The 15,270-nt window shown below is 45.1% G+C and carries 17 protein-coding genes and 5 pseudogenes; 7 read left to right on the top strand and 15 right to left on the bottom strand.

The window, feature by feature from the left end; genetic code table 11:
• Positions 1–7: 7 nt before the first annotated feature.
• Both QH73_RS15220 and QH73_RS28250 read right to left on the bottom strand, forming a co-directional pair.
• Positions 8–886, bottom strand: a complete 879-nt coding sequence (locus tag QH73_RS15220) for an SDR family oxidoreductase (protein WP_039717263.1) — start codon at positions 884–886, stop codon at positions 8–10.
• Between the two features lie 647 nt (positions 887–1,533).
• Positions 1,534–1,653: pseudogene (locus tag QH73_RS28250) on the bottom strand (IS1 family transposase); the annotation flags it as partial.
• Positions 1,654–1,719: 66 nt separating this feature from the next.
• Here QH73_RS28250 and QH73_RS15215 point away from each other — a divergent pair.
• Positions 1,720–3,000, top strand: coding sequence for an ISKra4 family transposase (locus QH73_RS15215; protein WP_039711635.1), 1,281 nt, complete (start codon positions 1,720–1,722; stop codon positions 2,998–3,000).
• Between the two features lie 25 nt (positions 3,001–3,025).
• On the opposite strand, the pseudogene QH73_RS15210 reads toward QH73_RS15215, so the two are convergent.
• Together QH73_RS15210 and QH73_RS15205 are read right to left on the bottom strand one after the other, a co-directional pair.
• Positions 3,026–3,214: pseudogene (locus QH73_RS15210) on the bottom strand (IS1 family transposase); the annotation flags it as partial.
• The gene (locus QH73_RS15205; protein WP_132867126.1) at positions 3,207–3,368 is read right to left on the bottom strand and encodes a flavodoxin family protein; all 162 of its coding nucleotides are present in this window, start codon (positions 3,366–3,368) and stop codon (positions 3,207–3,209) included. The gene QH73_RS15205 and the pseudogene QH73_RS15210, both read right to left, overlap by 8 nt.
• Before the next feature lie 23 nt (positions 3,369–3,391).
• Between QH73_RS15205 and QH73_RS15200 the strand changes: the two genes are divergently transcribed.
• Positions 3,392–4,018 carry a hypothetical protein gene (locus QH73_RS15200; protein ID WP_132867124.1) on the top strand — a complete coding sequence of 209 codons (627 nt, stop codon included), beginning with the start codon at positions 3,392–3,394 and terminating at the stop codon, positions 4,016–4,018.
• 220 nt (positions 4,019–4,238) lie between these two features.
• Here QH73_RS15200 and QH73_RS28840 read toward each other — a convergent pair.
• The 5 genes and pseudogenes from QH73_RS28840 to QH73_RS15175 all read right to left on the bottom strand — a co-directional run.
• Positions 4,239–4,556, bottom strand: a pseudogene (locus QH73_RS28840) (transposase family protein); the annotation flags it as partial.
• Positions 4,557–4,569: 13 nt separating this feature from the next.
• Positions 4,570–4,758: a transposase family protein gene (locus QH73_RS28835; RefSeq protein WP_309476498.1), complete on the bottom strand. Its 189-nt coding sequence runs from the start codon at positions 4,756–4,758 to the stop codon at positions 4,570–4,572.
• A gap of 26 nt (positions 4,759–4,784) precedes the next feature.
• Complete coding sequence (locus tag QH73_RS28240; protein ID WP_236147038.1) at positions 4,785–5,093, bottom strand: helix-turn-helix domain-containing protein; 309 nt, start codon at positions 5,091–5,093, stop codon at positions 4,785–4,787.
• A gap of 689 nt (positions 5,094–5,782) precedes the next feature.
• Complete coding sequence (locus QH73_RS28235) at positions 5,783–6,247, bottom strand: YybH family protein (protein ID WP_039717265.1); 465 nt, start codon at positions 6,245–6,247, stop codon at positions 5,783–5,785.
• Positions 6,248–6,332: 85 nt separating this feature from the next.
• On the bottom strand, positions 6,333–7,082 hold the full coding sequence (locus QH73_RS15175; protein WP_063777354.1) for an SDR family oxidoreductase: 750 nt from the start codon (positions 7,080–7,082) through the stop codon (positions 6,333–6,335).
• A gap of 204 nt (positions 7,083–7,286) precedes the next feature.
• Here QH73_RS15175 and QH73_RS15170 point away from each other — a divergent pair, with 204 nt between their 5' ends.
• Positions 7,287–8,195, top strand: a complete 909-nt coding sequence (locus QH73_RS15170) for an AraC family transcriptional regulator (RefSeq protein WP_039717266.1) — start codon at positions 7,287–7,289, stop codon at positions 8,193–8,195.
• Between the two features lie 408 nt (positions 8,196–8,603).
• A pseudogene (locus QH73_RS15165) lies at positions 8,604–8,888 on the top strand (phage integrase N-terminal SAM-like domain-containing protein); the annotation flags it as partial.
• Between the two features lie 298 nt (positions 8,889–9,186).
• Here QH73_RS15165 and QH73_RS15160 read toward each other — a convergent pair.
• The 3 genes from QH73_RS15160 to QH73_RS15150 all read right to left on the bottom strand — a co-directional run bounded on the left by QH73_RS15160 (position 9,187) and on the right by QH73_RS15150 (position 10,286).
• On the bottom strand, positions 9,187–9,708 hold the full coding sequence (locus QH73_RS15160) for a hypothetical protein (protein WP_132867120.1): 522 nt from the start codon (positions 9,706–9,708) through the stop codon (positions 9,187–9,189).
• 13 nt (positions 9,709–9,721) lie between these two features.
• Entirely contained in the window at positions 9,722–9,970 is a 249-nt protein-coding gene (locus QH73_RS15155) for a hypothetical protein (protein WP_039717268.1), read from the bottom strand.
• A 133-nt stretch (positions 9,971–10,103) separates the two neighbouring features.
• Positions 10,104–10,286 (bottom strand): ribbon-helix-helix protein, encoded by a 183-nt coding sequence (locus QH73_RS15150; RefSeq protein ID WP_039717269.1) that lies wholly within the window; start codon positions 10,284–10,286, stop codon positions 10,104–10,106.
• 79 nt (positions 10,287–10,365) lie between these two features.
• Here QH73_RS15150 and QH73_RS15145 point away from each other — a divergent pair, with 79 nt between their 5' ends.
• On the top strand, positions 10,366–10,674 hold the full coding sequence (locus QH73_RS15145) for a hypothetical protein (protein ID WP_132867118.1): 309 nt from the start codon (positions 10,366–10,368) through the stop codon (positions 10,672–10,674).
• Positions 10,662–10,979: a recombinase RecT gene (locus QH73_RS29325; protein ID WP_039717270.1), complete on the top strand. Its 318-nt coding sequence runs from the start codon at positions 10,662–10,664 to the stop codon at positions 10,977–10,979. Before QH73_RS15145 ends, QH73_RS29325 begins: the two co-directional genes overlap by 13 nt.
• Before the next feature lie 261 nt (positions 10,980–11,240).
• Here QH73_RS29325 and QH73_RS15130 read toward each other — a convergent pair whose 3' ends face one another.
• Together QH73_RS15130 and QH73_RS15125 are read right to left on the bottom strand one after the other, a co-directional pair.
• On the bottom strand, positions 11,241–13,460 hold the full coding sequence (locus QH73_RS15130) for a recombinase family protein (protein ID WP_201278172.1): 2,220 nt from the start codon (positions 13,458–13,460) through the stop codon (positions 11,241–11,243).
• Complete coding sequence (locus tag QH73_RS15125) at positions 13,457–13,654, bottom strand: hypothetical protein (RefSeq protein WP_039711155.1); 198 nt, start codon at positions 13,652–13,654, stop codon at positions 13,457–13,459. Before QH73_RS15125 ends, QH73_RS15130 begins: the two co-directional genes overlap by 4 nt.
• 80 nt (positions 13,655–13,734) lie before the next feature.
• Here QH73_RS15125 and QH73_RS15120 point away from each other — a divergent pair.
• Positions 13,735–14,144: pseudogene (locus QH73_RS15120) on the top strand (IS701 family transposase); the annotation flags it as partial.
• 15 nt (positions 14,145–14,159) lie between these two features.
• Here QH73_RS15120 and QH73_RS15115 read toward each other — a convergent pair.
• Positions 14,160–15,104: a vitamin K epoxide reductase family protein gene (locus QH73_RS15115; protein WP_132867116.1), complete on the bottom strand. Its 945-nt coding sequence runs from the start codon at positions 15,102–15,104 to the stop codon at positions 14,160–14,162.
• Positions 15,105–15,270 lie beyond the last annotated feature (166 nt).

Raw genomic sequence — 15,270 nt, 5'->3', positions numbered from 1 at the left:
TCCTCAGCTATACTTGATGTTGGCTTTGTGACATCCAACTTGCTCGATAATCCCGCACGAACTCTGACATACTAATAGGCGATCGCTGCAACAAATTTCTGACATCGTCGGTAACTTTTGCTGCCAATCCCAAACGTGCTGTAGTGTAGATTCCTAGCATGACTGCAATAAATCCTGCGTTGAACCCTCTCCGATACATTTTCAGGGCAAAATTAAACACAAAAGGATGAGTGTAAAAGATTTTTCTTCCTAAAATATTTGTAAAGATCTCAGCAACTTCGTAGTAGTCCAGTGCCTCACTTCCAGTCAGTGAATATGCTCGATTCTCGTGTCCTGGTTCCGTCATCACTTTGACGGCAACAGCGGCAATGTCCCGCACGTCAATAAAACTTGTCTTGCCTTTACCTGCTGGGACAAAAATCTCGTTGTTATCTCTAACATCCTGACAATGCGTTGTACTCAAGTTTTGCATAAAAAAACTTGCCCGCAGAAAAGTATACGCTAGACCGAGAGATTTAATGTATGCTTCGATCTTAGCGTGGGGAACGATCGCCATGCGTTCTGCTCCTAGAAGAGATAGAAAGACAACGCGATCGACACCTGCTGCTTGGGCTGTTGTAAGTGCGGGATAGATATATTTCTTCACCTGCGAAATCGCCGGAGGTCTGACCAAGAACAACGTATTAATCCCCCGAAAAGCTAGCTCAAACGTCTGGGGTTGCTCAAAATCGAATTCAACTGATTCTACACCAGAAGGCAGACGAACGCGCGAAGTAGAATGACTTCGTACAGCAGCTTTGACTGAAGATCTCCGTTCGCTCAACAAGCGCACGACTTCAAAACCAACATTGCCTGTAGCACCCGTTACCAAGATGTTATTGCTCATTCCCGCATTCTCTCAGCTGTTTGGAGAACCTGCAAATGATGATGTGTTGTCTTTACAGCATTAAACTTTGGAATGCCTATAGTAAAAATATTGAAGTTTGCAGTACTATTCTACTGAATATTCAGTAATTGTATTGTATTTATCTATAGCCATTCTCAGTCCTATCATTTAAATACGATCGCACGCAGAGAAAGGAGCAAAAGAATGCGAACTTACTCCGAAAGACTTAGCCTTGCGATCGCTGTTTGTAAACTCTAAACTACTGAAAAGAAACAGCACTGTATGAGCGTTATACCGCTGTGGCTCAGGAGCGTGCATTGAAGGAGAGCGATGTCAAATGCGCGAACAGTGCAAATTAAGGACATCGATGGTGTGGAGTTTTTGTCGCTTCCTCCACTTTGTTACCATTGAGGGGAGGCGCAATCCTCCATCAGAGCGGTCTTAAATGGTTTACGTCGAGTGTCCTCCTTTATTAATCGTTGAAAGCCGAAGAGATTGCCTTGCGGATTGAAAGCAAGCGATCGCATTCCATTGGAATCTCCCTGAAAAGTTTTCCAACATTTACTGCTGGCGAGTTGGACTCTGGTTAAATGCTCGTGTAGCAATTTGTTTGTTTCAGTCAGTCATAATAAAGGTAAGGTCATGCCCTACAGAAGTGTGGGATAGGTAACGATGTCATTCCAAGTCCAAGGACGATCGGTTAATCCTGCTCGCTGTGCCGCTGTAGTTCCCAGGCATGTATGCTGCCAGATCCAATTGAAATGGGTGCGACCTCTAGTTGATTTAGCGATCGGATAGTGATACTACTGAGTAAACTAATCACAGGAGCAAAAATGGGCGCACGAATCCTGAGTATTGAAGGGTCGCAAGTGAAGCTAGAAGTGACCATAGACTTAAGCCGTTCGATGCTCGCGAGTGAAGAGAACATCCAGCAAAGCTTGAACGAAGGAGGATGTCTAGCAACCTCAGCCGCCCTGAAATATTTAGATACCGATGGTTCAGCCATTGAAATCGCTGGCGAAGTGATGCGCACAAAAGGAGAACAACCCAAAGAGTATCAAACCCCCTATGGAGAAGTCATTGTCCATCGTCATGTGTATCAGCGTTCAGGAGGGGGTAAGACCTATTGTCCGGTTGAGCGAGAAGGCAGAATTATCATTACCTCAACCCCCTTGTTTGCGAAACAAGTGTCCTCCAAACTGGCTTATGGCTCAGCAAGAGACGTACAACGCGACCTCGCAGAAAATCATCGTCGTCCAGTTGCAGTCTCTTATATCCAACGCACCAGCGAAGCCGTTGCCAGTATCATTGAGCTCAAAGAAGAAAGCTGGAACTATGTTCCCCCCAAACTGGAGGTCGAGATCAAGAGCGTTGCCATTGGTCTAGACGGCACCTGTATGCTGCTGTGCGACACAGGATGGCGAGAGGCAATGGTCGGGACTATTAGTCTTTATGACGCTGTAGGGGAACGCCAGCACACAATTTATATTGGAGCAACCCCTGAATATGGCAAAGCCAGTTTTCTAGAGCGGCTAGAGCGAGAAATCCAACGCACCAAACAACGATACCCTAAAGCCACCTATATCGGCATTGCCGATGGTGCCGCCTCAAACTGGCAGTTTCTGAAAGGTCATACCCAAGAGCAGATTCTAGATTTCTATCATGCCTCTGGTTATCTTGGTGCGGTGGCAGTTACGCTTTATCCCGATAACTTAGCCCAACAGAAACAATGGCTGACTCAAAAGTGCCATCAGCTCAAACATGAGTCGGAAACTGCATCCGAACTTTATCAACAGATGCTGAAGTTATCAGAGACCCAAACCCACTCCAAAACCATTCAAGAGAACCTAGATGCAGCGGTCACTTATTATCGGAATCATCTTCATCAAATGAACTATGCTCTGTACCGCGACAAACACTACCCGATTGGGTCTGGCGTGACTGAAGCAGCGTGTAAAACCGTGATTAAGCAACGCTTATGCTGTTCTGGAATGCGATGGAAAGAAGCAGGTGCATCTGTCGTCCTTAGTTTAAGAACGTTGGTTTTAACACCGACACGGTGGACTCAATTTTGGCACAAACTCAATCAATATGGGTTTCCGGTTGCTCTCTAAATAATATCAGATCGAGGTCGCACCCATTGAAATAGCTAATAATAAGCCTCAAAGTTGCCTCACTCTGCTGCCACAGCTTACTAACTTGTTCTGTCGTCGATGCCAACGACCCGTTTGAGCCGCGCACAATGCCGTTAGTTCTTTCTACACGTTGTGTTAAGACTTTACTGATATAATGCTCTATCTCTAAATCACAAAGCACTCGCTCATATCCACTGTTTCATTTGTGCCGTCATATTCCCGTAGCGTGTTGGAGAGCCAAAAATGACTCCATCCGCAACTTTAAACAAACCGTCATGAGTTGTTTTGTCAAAAAGTAGCACGCGATCGCCTCTTGTAGCTAATGCAAACTGCTTGAATCTAACCAAAACACTTTTAATTGGAGTTTCAAATGCATAATAAAAATAGAATTCAACCTAAAAAAGTTGGGATAGTAGGAACCATTTTTGGTGGCTTACTAATTGGTATATCAGCAATTCCTCTAGTGGCATCGGCACAGGGATCTCAGGTACTCAATCCTTGTCCTCGGATTTACTACGAAGAACCTTTCAATAGTACGCGCCTAGCTCCTGAAGGCTGTCCGCCTAATTATGTAGACTACGAAGGCAAACCAGCAATTATTGCTCAGTCGATCGCGCCTGCACCTGAACCTGGAGAAATTACTTCCAACCCAAAACAATATTACGGCAGAACTCTAGCTGTAACGGGTGAAGTTGAGGAAATCCTCAGTCCAACTACTTTTACCCTGGATGAAGACCAATTGTTTGGCGCTAGCGACTTACTCGTGTTAGTAGCAAATCCTAAAACAGGCAATACAGCAAATACGGCAGTTAAAGAGGATCAGACAGTCGCTGTAACAGGTGTACTGCGTCCCTTAGTCGTCGCTGACCTCGAAAGAGAATACGATTTCAATTGGGATGAGGGTTTTGTCAAGCAGCTAGAAGCAGAATACAGCCAAAAGCCCGTACTCGTCGTTCAATCTGTCTATCAGTCTGCAATTCCCAGAGCGGCTAAATAGGCTGGGATGACTTAGATAGTAGTTGTTGGCGATCGCGCTCTTCACATTCCTAAAATAACCATCAGGGGCCAAAAGACATCTCCGAAAACTATCAAACCTTGCCTATGACTAGCTTATAAGGCGCAAATGCAAGCAGTACGAATCACCTAGGCTATCTGCTCAAATAAGGATTTGAGATATTTAGTGTTGATAACAAGGCAGAAGCATAGAGTTGTATGCGTTAATTGCAACTTGAGGGCATAGGACTTATTTCTACTGGTAAGAGGAGTGCTCCAATGCGGAATCTTACTAATCCACAAACTGCCATTATTAATTGTTCGTATTTTTTGGAATGTAGCCTAAATCTATCTTGAACAACTCGAAATATTTTCACGGAGCGGATGCGATGTTCCACATATATTCGTTGAGAGGAGAACTGTTTGTTTTTTTGCTTTTGTGCAGTTGTTAACTCTCCATTCCTCGGCTTCTTAATTGGAGTTTCAATTAAATCTTCTCCTTGATAAGCCAAATCCCCTTTAAATTTTTGCTTTGGGTCAAAGCGAGTGCAATTTTCAAGGAAACAATGTTATATCGCTTTTTGGTCCAGGTTCACCTGCCACAATATCAACGATATCGCTACCATTAAGCAAGATAATCATTTGGCTTTTAAACGTATGATTACTCTTCCTACCTGAAAAATACTTTTCTTGTTCCTCATTGTCTCTAGGTCTCTCTCTAACTTGTTCATAGCTATCTACTATTAATTCATATTCTGTCAGTACTTCTTTTATCGTTTCATAGTCAGCAGCGTTTTTTTTACTTGTTCGAGTAAGCTAGAGGGCAACAATTCTTGCAAGTTAGGTAACCAGTAGTTAAATGTATCATTGGCTGTTGATTCACTCACTTCAAATAAGATGTCCAAAAGTTGAAATGTCGTTAAATGTCTCAGATATAGCAAAGATAAAATTATCTGTTCTTTGAGGGATAATTTTGGTTTACGTCCTCCACCACCAGCAATAATTCTAACTTTTTTGGATTCTCTTGCAGCTTGTTTTTCATAATGGAGCCGTTCTGCATTTTGAACTAATTGTTGCAACTGTCCATACTCTAGACCAATTAACCGCTGTGTTTCTTTAGGGTTCTCCTCAATATAATTCAGTATTAAAGCCTTATTCTTGTGCCAAAAAACTTATCTTAATGTTCTTTTACCACAGAACGTTACTATTTTGGAGATGTCTAATAACTGTCGATTTCATGCTTTTGGCGCTCTCTCTTAAAAAAAAGTTGCTCGAACGATGTTCTGATTCCTGCATCAGGGGAACGCGGGGATGAAAACAGCAGTCATTTGATTGGCAGCTTTAACCATTGCAACTATGATGATATCGACATTGCCATAGCGATCCTGGCGCTCAAGGACGCAGAGGCGATTGATGAGCTAGAAGCACTACTGACACGCTCGCGATCGCGTGCGGCTATTGAAGCAGACGCTGCCCAAGCAAGAATGTCTTGTGTCTGCTCGCGAGTATGTGACTTACATATCTCAAACAGCTATTGCAATTGTGCAAGAACTACAGAAAGTGGCGGGAAAACATGAACAACTGGTGATGTAGTTTTGTGATTCTGAAGGTAGGCGATCGCATAGCTTGGATTGCTAACGGTCGCGCTCACCGGACGCAGGTAACCTTTGCAACCTAACGACCATTTTAATACGTTCCGGTGCAGCGCGGTTGTTATACAGTAATCGGACGATTCCATTGCTCTTTCGTGATTTACTAATCTACGTCATCACGGTGCAGGAGCGTTCGGGTTCCACATTGCGATCGCAGCCCGCCACGAACCGTCATTTTGCTTCCTCCAGATCCAAAGATACTTGCCTGGTGTGACAGTCCCATCTTTTGCAGTTGCTTCATAAGTGCCGCGATCGTAGGCAATTCGGTCAGAACCATCAATCTCGATCGAGGTGAAGGTGACAGAGGTTGCAGGGAAGTTGGTAAACCACTCGCGCAGGGCAGGTTGCCCCTGTCGTGGCGGCAGATTGGGCGGCAGGATTATTCCGTCCTCCGTAGCTACAGCAGCGGCAGCCACTGCATCTCTGTTAGCGATCGCCGTAGATCGGGCAGTGCGAGTGGCGTTAATGGCTTCTATGTCAGACTTGCCAATTCCTGGGGCTGAAGCTGAGAGCGGTGAGCAAGCGAGGACAAATGCGAGGGTAAACGCAAGTATCACCGCAAGAACAGGACTAAATTTCACGATTAAATCTCCTTGAACAGCATATTTGCTGCTTTTGATTTGTTAGATTGCTGATTTGAGAAATCGGGTTTGTAACCCTTGGCGATCAATAAGGGCTAGCAGTAGGACGAACAATAATTTCGCTGACATCGACATCATTCGGCTGTTCGATCGCAAATGTGATTGCCCTAGCGATCGCCTCTGGTGGAATAGCAATCCGTCGAAAATCTTGCATTCCCTGCCGCGCCGTGTCATCTGAAATACTATCCGCCAGTTCTGACTCTGTTACTCCTGGCGAAATCACCGTCACTCGGATGTTACTCACTTCCTGGCGTAGCCCTTCCGAAATGGCGATCGCGGCAAACTTTGTAGCACAGTAAACTGCAGCAGTCGGGTAAACCGCATGTCCAGCGATCGAGGAGAGATTAATAAACTGTCCCCAACCCTGTTGCTGCATCAACGGTAGTCCAGCCGCGATGCCATGTAAAACACCCCGGATGTTCACGTCAATCATCCGATTCCATTCCTCGATCTTCAGCACCTCCAGTTTCGAGAGCGGCATTACACCTGCATTGTTCACGATCGCATCAATGCGCCCAAACTTCTCTTGGGCAAAGTTCACAAAAGCCTGCATCTGTTCGAGGTTAGTCACATCAAGGGTGCGATATGCAACAGAGCCACCTTCAGCCTGGATATCAGATGCGATCGCTTCTAATCGATCTGTGCGCCGTGCGCCCAAAACAACGTGAGCGCCTTTTTTAGCAAGTAGAAGTGCCGTCGCTTTACCGATCCCGCTACTCGCACCTGTAATTAGGACAATCTTTTCTGCGGTTGCATTGTTCTCATTAGTCATCATAAGACCGGATCTGCAAGTTCATATCCACTACATCCTCACTCTAAAAGAGTCAGATTTAGCAGCGGTAGTCTGAACCTGCTCAATTCTTGCCTAATCCTGCATTTCTTTTACCAGGTTTGCTTCATTAAACGATAAGCTGATGTTGGCGACTGAGTGTTTTAGGGCTACCTTGCGTGACAGGAGCAGCAGCGACTTGAGACGATCATGACAGCAGAAACAGTTCAAAAACAGCAGCTTGAGCTAGCGGCTCTGATTGCACAAAACACTAATGTCGATGGCATTCATGCTACTGCGATCGCGCGGCTATTCTTGATTCGCGCTTCGCAACCGACTGCACCTCTCCATATCCTCCACAAACCTGCTCTCTGCATTGTCGCTCAAGGTCAGAAGCAGGTGATTTTAGCAGATCGAATTTATCTTTATGGTTCCGAGCAATGTTTGGTCGTGCCGATCAATGTACCGATCGTGGGACAAGTGACTGAGGCAACATTAGCAGCACCGTATCTATGCTTGCGGCTTGATTTAGATCCAGGAGAACTGGGAGCATTGATGCTGGAAACAGAACTAGACGTTCCCAAGCACCAACCCTTGCAACAAGGCTTATCACTCAGTCCTATGACTCCACCGTTGCTAGATGCGGCGATTCGGCTGATGCGGCTGTTAGAAACTCCACAAGATATTGCGATCCTAGCACCGCTCATTGTGCGAGAGATTCTCTATCGTTTGCTATCTGCCGAACATAGCCCATGCTTACGTCAAATTGCGATGGGCGATCGGCGGCTCCATGCTATTAACCGAGCAATCAACTGGCTCAAAAACAATTACTCGAAACCCTTTGAGATTAATGAAATCGCTCGTGAAGTTTGCATCAGTCCTTCAACGCTCCATCATCATTTCAAGGCTGTTATAGGGATGAGTCCTTTGCAGTATCAAAAGCAATTGAGACTGCAAGAAGCCCGCCGCTTAATGTTGGGAGATGGGATGAATGCAGCGATCGCGGGTCATCAGGTCGGTTATGAAAGCCCCTCACAGTTTACACGCGAATACCGTCGGTTGTTTGGTGCCCCTCCTTCCTGTGATATTGCTCGGCTCAAGAGCAGTTCAGAAGCTTGATGGTCAAGCGCAGGCTTAAAATACATTCCTAAGACTGGCAATCTAAAAAGTTGGCAGTGTAACTATTTATTATACGAAAACTTTCCGTATAATCTTTTTCTCGCTGCTAATATATCTAGCATTACAACGAAATCCTGTCTGAATACACGGAAACCTTCTTTTTTACCCCTTTATTTGGGTATTATACCGAATTATTCCGTATAACCACCCTTTACGGGAGTATTATCTGGAATTATTCCGTATATCCCTTGGTGTTATCCAGAATTTTTCCGTATAACATCCTAATTTAGAGTTTTAAACGGAATTTTTCTGTATAACACCGATGGAACAACGCCCAAAGAAACTGCTTGAACAAGTACAAGACGCGCTCCGTCTTAAGCACTATTCTTACCAAACAGAAAAAGTTATGTTAACTGGATTAAACGCTACATCCTTTTTCAGAATAAACGCCATCCTAAAGATATGGGAAGTGCAGAAATCGAAGCATTTTTAACGCATCTTGCGGTTCGTGAAAACATCGATAATCCCAGCTTCTTTTTTATTTCCGATCGCCGGAAAAAGTCTTTTTGTTTTGTCGTTGCCAGGAAAGCAAACACGCCCTTTCAACCGCGAGCGCCCTCATTCGTATTGACTTGTAGTTGCTGGCAGTCAATGGTATCAGCAGGAATGGCACTGGCTATTTTAGTAGAGTGAATTTCCATTTGTAATCCGAGCAATTTGAACTCTACTAGTCGCGTTTTTGTAGTGGCACAAGATGCACTGTTGATAGTCGTCGGGTAATGAATCTACAATTTGAGTCATAGTTTTACCTCTTGGCAACAGCACTAAAACAGCATTGACTTAGCTTAACCGAATGTAAGTCAATGCGCCACGAGTGCCACTCAAAATTCTCTTCGAGATTAGTAAGCTACTTCGGACTGAGCTAGTGTGAATGTACGGTATGCTGCTAGCAATAAATAAGTGAAAGCAAATTAGGTGAAGTCAGCTTGTGTCAAAGATTAGTAGTATGAGTTAATTCTTGAATATATCCGATCGCTTCATCTTTACTGATAATTTCCGCTGGTGGAACGCAGTAAGAGGGATAAAGATAATGAGTTTGTCCAGTTAGAGCAGTTTTGCGCTTGTCTATGACCACTCCATAGCGATCGGGAAATATAATCCATTTCGTACTAGGACGATTTGGTGTTATTGCACCCCAGGCTACATTAGTTCTCAGACAATACCAAATAACTACAGCAGGCGGGTTGACCCACTGTTTGCTTTCTACTTCTCCACACATCCAACCTTTATAATTGGGTGGCATTTGTCGTACTGGGTCGTCGATCAAACCAGAAACAGCTTTAACAGATATCCAAAACAGTTTATTGCCGTTGCGATCGTAAACAGGAAGATCTTCATCGGTGTTGAAAGAGGTAATAATTGAGTCTCCTACATTAATACCTCTTCTCCTAAGTCCAGAGCGAACAATTCTGACTGCTCTTTCCCCTTGAGCCAAAAACCTTGACCAATTCATTTGGTTTTATAGCTCAAAATTCGTTCACAAATTGGGATGATTCTTGACCAGAAAGCTGTTTCATCTGCTGTTGAACCAACTCCATGAGCAACTGGTTGCACTGGGGGGAGATTTCGGGATACTGATTGGCTACTGATTCTAAAGGAGTGACTACAGAGGGATCGCTGATATCTATTCCCTGCTGCATGATTTCTTGAGTTTCTTGTATGGCAGTATCTAGTGTTTGTTGTAAATTAATGCTTTTTGTAATTGCTTGACTCATAATTATATCAAATGATTTTTCTAAATCTAGCCGCTGTACGGGTTGAGGCAAATCACTCTTGCGCTCTTCGTTATGCTTAGAGCTTCAGGCGAGACGGATATAGAGTGACAGATGTAGGCGCGATTGCGCCTGATTAAGTGCCAACCTCCTCAACAACCTCTTTGTTAGCCACCAAGTACTGCTTCATTGCCTGTCGTAATACTTCACTCATTGTTGTTTGCTTAGCAGAACAAACAGCGTCAAAGATTGCCTTCTCTGACTTGGGAACAACAATTTGAATATAATCACTATCTTGATACAGCTTCTTTCTAGCCATAACCCACTGATTAACTAAACTTATTTACTCTAGTTTTATCACAATTTTATCATGACTCTATTATTATCATGATTTTATCATGATAGAATTTAGAAGATTGAAAGGCGATCGCTCACAGCCTGGAAAACTAGCAGCGATCGCCCACCCTTCCCGTTTAAAGAAAGGAGTGTTTGATATGCATCATACAAGTGAAACCAAGGCGACCGCAACAACGTTATCTAATTGCGCTATTCGAGCTGAACGAAGTTATCGGTATAGAGTCACGCTTGTTAGCGAGCAACTAGGATTAGACGATGGCGAGATGCCCGTACCCAAGGACTGCCAAACAATGTCCAAAAAACAGGCGATGGCAGACCGAATAACTTTTGGCAACAGATGCCTGACTTGATGATTGGTAGGGTAGCAGAGAGCCTAGCTCTACGCCGTGCCTTCCCCCAAGAACTGTCTGGGCTTTATTCGACTGAAGAAATGGGGCAAGCAGACAACCAAAGCATAGCAACACCAGAACCACGAGTTGAATTACCAGCAATTAGTCAAGTCGCAGTATTGGAAACTGCTCCAGTCTATTGCTCCTGGCATTCGGTGAGTGATGCGATTTTATGGGCAGAACAGCACCTACCGCATTTGAGCTTGTCGCAAATTCAGGCAGAGTTCGATGCACTGGAAGTGAGAATCGATTCCTTAGAGAAATAATTCACGGAAAACGTGGAGAACATAGATATTGGCAAATTACCACAGACATAGAGAAATTACCTGGGAACTCTACCTGGTATGTCATGAGTAATTATCCCGACATTACACCCAGAGAGGTTGGGAATTTTTATGGGTTAAGAACATGGGTTGAAATGAGCTTGCCGTAATCCCCCTATAAGAGTCTAATCTGTGGTGCTGACGTGACCTGGAAGGCTGTTTAGACATGGTTGTTTGCTCCAGAGACTTGAGTGTATTGGCAATTTAGTTGCAAGAATTGATATCTATCATGCCCTCTACATCATCTATCTTGCTATCGTACTTCGTCGATAAATCTGCACTCTTAGAATTTAATAATCTTGATTTTTGATAGTCTAACCAATGTTGTCGTGTTGCAGCTCCTATTGGTTGTTCACGGCGTTGTCTTAATCGTTCAATTTCCGCTGAATCTGCCCAAATTATCCATCGGCGAGACGGATGTTCTTGCTGTCGGGCTTTGACCCAACCACGGCGTATCCAGCTATAGAGCGTGACTGTGGACATGTTAAGCATGCGTGCCAAGTCAGTCAACCACCACTCATCGGCTTCGAGGTTGTCACGTTCAGCAGTCGATTGATGCGGTGGTTTCAGTCCTAAGTGCCGCATCAAGTTCTGAATTTGTTCGGCTTTGAATGTTGCCCGTCGTTTCGGCGGGTAAAAGCCTTCAGAGTTCATTTGCTGAGCAATCTGCTTCGGCTTCATGTCTTGAGCGGCTAACTCACGCAGTCGTTCACACAGTTGTGGGTAATTACTCAGTTGTGTAAGTTTTCCAACCGGACGACGAATCCCAGCGCACGTTACAGTTCCACCGATCCATTCCAGAGTAACCTGAACCTGTTCGCTATCGCCTTGGGCATCAATGATAACTCGCGATAGAATTTGACGTAACAAGTCTTTGCGTTGGTTGTTGGTTGTTGTGGTAGCGTGCCAAAGAACTGGAATATTGTGCGCTAGTTGACGAATTGTCTGGCGTTGTGCATCGCTTAACAAGCGAGGCTGCTGTTGACAAAACCGTTCATACTCTTCTTGCAGTTGCTGTTGAGCTTGCAATTTCGCCTCCCATTCAGAGGCCAAGTGACGCGCCACTAGACGGTTTTCAGGCTCAACCAGTTGATAGTGGCGTTTGGCACGGTCAGCTTCATAGGCAGCCCGTTCTAAGCGTTGTTGCCACAAACGATTGAGTTCGATGCGTTCCTGTTCGAGCGCCGTCGCTGCCGCCAAGGAGAGTTCGAGTGCAGCAGGTTTTAACGCTTCCATCGCCTGCTCGACCACAAATCGATCTAATGTTGGACCAGACATGCTTTGGCATCGTTCACCGCCGTAATCCACGGCTTGGCGACAACACACGTATCGATATCCCTGTTTGTGGTGATAGTTAACGCTCATGCGGCATCCACATTTGCCACATACTAACAGCCCCACCAGTAATGAAGAACCATACCGAGAGGCACCCAATTCTTCAGCACAGATGCGATTCGACTTCAACTGTGCTAAGTTATGCTGGTGTTGCTGCCATGAGATGTAAGCAGGAAATCGATCGTGTAACAGCACGTGCCAATCGTTTGGGTCAACCACCACACGCTCACAATACAACCGCCCAGCTTGCTTTTGACGCGGGTCTACTTGCCGCCGACCATAAGCATAGGCACCAGCATACATCGGATTTTTTAGGATATTTTGTAACAAAGTCCGATTGGGACGATGCCATTCGAGCTCTCCTTTGGTCAGTCCACTCTTGACACGTACCCCGATTTGAATCTGGTGGTCTACCAGATAGCGCAACACGGCGTTGAGTGTCCCCAATTCGTCAAACTTGCGAAAAATCAGTCGAATCACTTGCTGCACCTGCTCATCAGGGTCAAATGTCACTTCCCCAGAGCTGCGTCGGACATAACCTGTGGGAACGCCAAACTCAAGTTCTCCGCGTTCGGCTTTGCTAAGTTTGCCCTGCACTAGCCGCTGTTTGAGGACGTGCAGTTCTGCTTCACTCATAGTGCCCTTGAGTCCTAACAGTAAACGGTCATTGTAATGACTTGGATCGTAAATGCCGTCAAGATCCGCAATTAAGGTGCCAAATAACGCGCAAATCTCAAGCAGTTGATGCCAATCTTTGCATGAGCGAGCCAGTCGCGACATCTCTATGCCTAAAATTAAGCCCACGTGCCCCATACCGACTTCGGCTACTAAGCGTTGAAACCCAGCCCGTCCTTGAGCAGTTGCTCCCGACTTGCCCAGATCGTCGTCAATGATTAATATCCGCTCTCGCTGCCATCCCCAAGCTTTAGCGCGTTCGACTAATCCATATTGCAACCGCGTAGACTCTTGGTGGTCGAGCACCTGTTGCAGCGTCGATTGACGCACATATACCACAGCTAATCGGTCGAGATGTTGCGGCAAAATCTTTTGACTATGCCATTCCATTGACTCAGGCTTACGATTTTTCATGCCTGCCCTCCTGAGTTTGCAATTGACTGTTCAGCATCTGCGTGAGAATCTGCAACGACCGCTGACGATTCCTGGGCGGCAGAGTCAGCCACAAGTTGGTAGTCAGTAGGTTGGGTGGGGGGGGATGAGTTGTTGAGACATACAGTGCCTTCCTCAATGGAGGATATTTGAGCGGCTTGTACCTTAGCAGCCATCGCTGCCAAGTTGAGCAACCCCTCAACACTAAGGATAACGAATTGCGATTGGGTTTGTGTTCTTATGGGGGTGTTAAAGCACGGGGATTGAATATGGCTTGAAACAAAGTAAAAATGAATTAGGTTGGGCAGATACAGGTTTGACTCGCTATGAGGATATTGAACGATGGTGGGAGATTGAATGCAAGTGCCTATCTTATGGTTAGCCTTCATTCAGACTCTCTGCGTCCTTCTCCGGCAGATTCTCAATCAACATTTGCTTCTCATCCCTGGTGGGATAATGGTAAAGGTTGGAAGAATATTTTGAACAATCTTCGTCTTATCCTTCAACCTTTTACCCTATTTAACTTAATTCAACCTTGGCTTTCAGTTTTTTCTATCCCTCAATTATAAGCGCGGATTTACTAAACTTCAATCCATTGTTTATTACCTTACCTCTTCCATTTTTACCTTCCTAACTCATCCCGATTTCCATTTTTCTTCCGCCTAAAGTGACACAACAGTGTTACTTGCCAGTCGGTTGAAAACTTTGGAAGTTATGCCCTCCTCGATAGCCAGAAAGCTTTGCCAGTGCTGACAAACTTTGAGTTCCCATGACAGTTCGATCGTTAATTACCCAGGTAGGAAATCCCCGTACCCCAGCAGCTTGACACCGTTCGGTTTGAGAATTTATGCCTTTAGGATCGCACTCTACATATGGAATTTCTTGGGCGGCTTCTTTGCCAAACAGCTGTTTTTGGTCGTGGCAATGAGGACACCAGGAAGCTCCATAGAATACCGCCCCAATCTGTTTTAGGTGTTGCGCTAGGGCAATTTCAGCTTGACCAGATGTGGTAGTAATAGCGTACTCTTGCCGTGAAAGTTGCTCGGTGCTGGTATTAGAGTTGGAGAGCGCCGGATTATTGGCGTTGGCATAAATTGCTAACGTGCCAACCAGCACCAGCGTTGCGACGATAAATCCAGTGAATAACAATTGACCGATATCTTGCCAATTGCGACCGACAATAGCCAAACTTAACAGACTAGTCGAGAGTATAGCAGAGCCAACACAGTAAATACAGACTGCTTGAATCTTAAAAGCGAGTAAATACATCAGGTAGCCACTGAAAACCGTCATAGCAGTCCCACCAGCAAACAGCAACAACCCAGTCCAAGACTGGAGTTGCGATCGCAGTTGCTGATTCGACTGTGGCACTAATAAAGGTGAAATTGCAAAGAGCGCCATGCTGGCATAGGCTATGAAACCAAACAACGCCAGCGGTAATCCAAACACAGTTGCATAGGGGCTAGAAAGAACGATGTCACAGCCAGAAGTCGGACAAATAGCAGAACCTTGAGTTAATTTGATTGCTGTTAAATATGCAGTTACCGCAGCACCAACTGTAGCAATTCCTGCCATTAAAGGTCGCCAGTAGCGATGAACCCAAGGGGTACGACTTTGACGTTTCATACTTCAACTTAGTGTTAGAAAATCTACAACAGCGATGAGAAGGTTATTATCTGTGGGAGCGTGACGAGAACACTCGCCCAACATTTGATTAGCCATAATGCACCCTGGTTGACTGACAAAACTCAGGATGCGAATTGAGAAGATTTGACGGTAAATTCTCGCAGGA

Origin of the sequence: Scytonema millei VB511283 (genome assembly GCF_000817735.3) — a bacterium.
GTDB lineage: Bacteria > Cyanobacteriota > Cyanobacteriia > Cyanobacteriales > Chroococcidiopsidaceae > Chroococcidiopsis > Chroococcidiopsis millei_B.
The sequence above is the reverse complement of the archived record's forward strand: the minus strand, read 5'-3'. Positions and strand labels throughout refer to the sequence as shown.